This is a genomic window from Moraxella equi (assembly GCF_002027555.1).
Lineage (GTDB): Bacteria > Pseudomonadota > Gammaproteobacteria > Pseudomonadales > Moraxellaceae > Moraxella > Moraxella equi.
The window spans coordinates 1-3,460 of the sequence record NZ_MXAP01000176.1 but is presented as its reverse complement, the minus strand read 5'-3'; the positions used below and the strand labels follow the sequence as shown (position 1 = coordinate 3,460).

General features: G+C 44.5%; 4 protein-coding genes. 2 read left to right on the top strand and 2 right to left on the bottom strand.

Going from position 1 to position 3,460, the window contains the following annotated elements; translation table 11 throughout:
* Positions 1 to 93: 93 nt before the first annotated feature.
* Positions 94 to 639 carry a 5-(carboxyamino)imidazole ribonucleotide mutase gene (gene purE, locus B5J93_RS12930; RefSeq protein ID WP_079326739.1) on the bottom strand — a complete coding sequence of 182 codons (546 nt, stop codon included), beginning with the start codon at positions 637 to 639 and terminating at the stop codon, positions 94 to 96.
* Between the two features lie 234 nt (positions 640 to 873).
* Positions 874 to 1,797, bottom strand: coding sequence for a metallophosphoesterase (locus B5J93_RS12925; protein ID WP_079326738.1), 924 nt, complete (start codon positions 1,795 to 1,797; stop codon positions 874 to 876).
* Between the two features lie 138 nt (positions 1,798 to 1,935).
* On the opposite strand from B5J93_RS12925, the gene B5J93_RS12920 reads away from it, so the two are divergent.
* Positions 1,936 to 2,394: a YcgN family cysteine cluster protein gene (locus B5J93_RS12920; protein WP_079326737.1), complete on the top strand. Its 459-nt coding sequence runs from the start codon at positions 1,936 to 1,938 to the stop codon at positions 2,392 to 2,394.
* Positions 2,395 to 2,523: 129 nt separating this feature from the next.
* Positions 2,524 to 3,387, top strand: a complete 864-nt coding sequence (locus tag B5J93_RS12915; RefSeq protein WP_029104063.1) for a transporter associated domain-containing protein — start codon at positions 2,524 to 2,526, stop codon at positions 3,385 to 3,387.
* Positions 3,388 to 3,460: the final 73 nt, after the last annotated feature.

Here is a 3,460-nt window from a genome sequence, read left to right as displayed (position 1 = left end):
ATTTTCCACTTATCCACTTAAAAGGTGCGTAATACGCACCCTATGGTCTGTGGTAATTTTGGGTTTTATAAGTATCAGATACAAGCCCAAAAATTATAAATTTACAATCCCCGGAACAGGATTATCTAAAATACTTTGCGTTTGTTTGGCACGAAACTTGGCAACAGCATTGCCCAGTTTTTCATCAGAGATGGCAAGCATTTGCACCGCCAAAAGCCCAGCATTAAACGCCCCTGCCGTCCCAATGGCAAGTGTGCCCACCGCCACGCCTTTGGGCATTTGTACGATGGATAAAAGGCTGTCCCAACCGCTTAACATACTGGATTTGACAGGCACGCCAAGCACAGGCAAATCCGTCTGGCTGGCACACATTCCCGGCAGGTGAGCCGCCCCGCCTGCCCCTGCGATGATGATAGACAGTCCACGAGATTTGGCAGATTTGGCATAGTCAAACAGACGGTCGGGCGTGCGGTGCGCGGAGACCACTTCGCACTCAAAGGGGACACCAAACTCGGCTAAGACAAGGGCTGTATGTTGCATTGTTTCCCAGTCGGACTGACTACCCATAATGATACCGACTTTTGGGGTGCCGTCTGGCGATGAAATGGGGGCAGGGTTTGGGGCGTGGGCGTTTGACATGATAATCCTTAAATGGCTAAAAATGGTTGAAAAAAGGTATTATAGCAAATATTGGGGCGAATGCTAAGGGTGTGGGGAAATTTAATCTTTAAAAATTTGGTATGGTTAATCTAAATAAAATTGTTAAAGTAAATTATAGATTTTGGGGTGAATAAATCATTATTGTATGTCTGTGTTTTAAAATAAACCCATTAAAATTATTAGGATAATTTTAAATAAAATCCCCCAAATCATTTACCCCACAAATTGCACAAAATTATCATCATCTAATATCGGATTGTTGGTATCAAATTGATAAGCGGTTAAATGACCACCCCTGCCTGCCGAATAATCAATACACACGACTTTATCGGATAAAATGGTTGGCTTATCATGTAGCCAATAATGCCCGATAAATATTGGTTTGTTGGTTGTAACGCTAAATGCCAATAATTCATCAGACAAATCATTAAGATAAATCTCAGGCAAATCATTGGCAAATAGCGTTTTGTCAATGGATTTATTTTGCCAATCGTCCATCCACCATTTGACACGAGCATTTGTGCGGACAATACCTGTTTTGTCGGTCATGGTTAAGCCAGTTGGTAGGGGGCTTTCTATGCCTTTTAATAAATGTTCTATGGCATAATAAGGCTTGGTGTTTCTTTTGCCTGTGAGCTGTACGGCATTGGGGGTTAGTTTATTATTATGAAGTAGGGGCGTTAATATCTGTATGCTATATTTATCATAGCAGGCGTGAATGCAAATGCAGTCGTCTAATTCTATCCATAATGGCAATTCATAAAACCGCTGTATCCAATATCTATGCAACTCGCTATCAAATCCTACTTCATCAATAAAGGCTTTGTATTGAAAGTTATTATTGTCGGTATGCGGACGTAGATATTTGCCATTGTCATTTTGGGTAGCGTAGCAAATGGCATTGTATTCGTGATTGCCCATGACGGCAAGAGCCTCATTATTATCAATCATATCAAAAACGATTTGGAGTGTGGCTAATTGCTGATTGCCCCTATCAATAAAATCACCCATAAAAATCGCTTGATGATCGTGCGGGGCGACATAACTTGTGCCATTATGAGTATAGCCCAATTTATCAAGCAATCCTGTTAATTTGTCGGCGTGTCCGTGAATGTCGCCAATGATGTCGTAAATCATAAATTTGCCCTACACCAAAATTTTGCAAAAGTTAAAAACCAATTTTTCAAACCTTGCCATGATTATAACAAAAATTTTTGGCAAATTTGCCACCAAAAACCGCCAAATTTGTTACAATAAATATTTTTGGAAAATGCCGTGTCCGATTTACGCCCCAACTTTTGGCAAAATTATCCCCTATCCGCCTTGACCGATGACGAATGGGAAGCCTTGTGCGATGGCTGTGGCGTGTGTTGTTTGGTCAAATACTTAGACGATGATGACGTGCGACAGACTGAATATACAGACGTGGCGTGCAAACTCCTTGACACTGCCACAGGGCATTGCTCGGACTACGCCAATCGTAAAGCAAGTGTGCCTGACTGCATTCGCTTGACGGTGGATATGCTCCCAAATATGATGTGGCTACCCCGTCATTGTGCCTACAAACGCCTACATCTGGGGCAGGGCTTACCGCATTGGCATTATCTAAAAGCAGGGCAAGACAGGCATGACAAAGAAATGAAAAAACTGGGCGTGGCGGGGCGATGTCATTCGGAGCTAAACTTTCGTGATGACGAGATAGAAGAGCGTGTGATAAAGTGGGTGAAGATTTAGAGGCGTGTGGCATGGCACTTTACCCAAGCTATTTGTAAAAACCCCTTGAATAACCCTTATAAATCCACTATATTAGGACGTGTTGAACATCCACAATTATTTTACCCATTTAAAAAGGATACACTGCTCATGTCTGATGACCACAGTTGGCGACGTGGCTTAAAACGCTGGCTCTCCACCGCCCCCGAAACCCGTGATGACCTGCTTAACCTTGTCCAAGACTCTCGGCGGTTCTTGGATTCGGACATGGTAGATATGCTTGAGGGCGTGCTTGATTTGCCTGCCATGGCGGTCAAGGAGATTATGACCCCACGCCCTGATGTGAGAGCCATTACCAGTAGTGATGACATTGAGACGGTGCTTGCCACCATTTTTGAGTCCAATCATTCTCGCTATCCGGTCATCGATGAGGCGGACGACAATGCGGTCATGGGCATTTTGCTGGTCAAAGACCTAATTCCTTATCTTGCCCAAAAATCGGCAGGGCAAAACCCTCCATTTTTGCTCAAAGACCTAGTACGAAAGCCCCTATACATCTCGGAGACGGCACGCTCGGATACTCTACTACGTTCATTGCAACGGGCTCAGGTGCATATGGCGGTCGTGGTTGATGAGTTCGGTTCGGTGTCGGGCGTGGCGACGTTGGAGGATTTGTTAGAGGAGATTGTTGGCGACATCGTTGATGAACATGATGACATCGATGAGGACAGTACCATTAACAACATCATCACCCACCCCGAAAAAGACGGCGTGTGGCTCGTGCAAGCGTCCACACTCATCGGCGACTGCAACGAGGTGCTAGGGACGAGCTTTGATGATACGGACGTGGATACCATGGGCGGTCTGGTCATGCAGGCGTTGGGGGCGGTGAGCAACTTAGAGGGGCAGAGCGTGTCTATCAATGACTGGCAAATCACGGTGGTGGACGTAGAAGGGCGGTATATTCATTTATTGGAATTAACCTTAGTGCCACAATTAAATGATGAAAATTAAGAAAAGTTAAAAAGGGCGAGCAATCGCTCTTTTTGTTGGGGAATGTGTGGTTCTGTAGCAACTGTATCCCTTA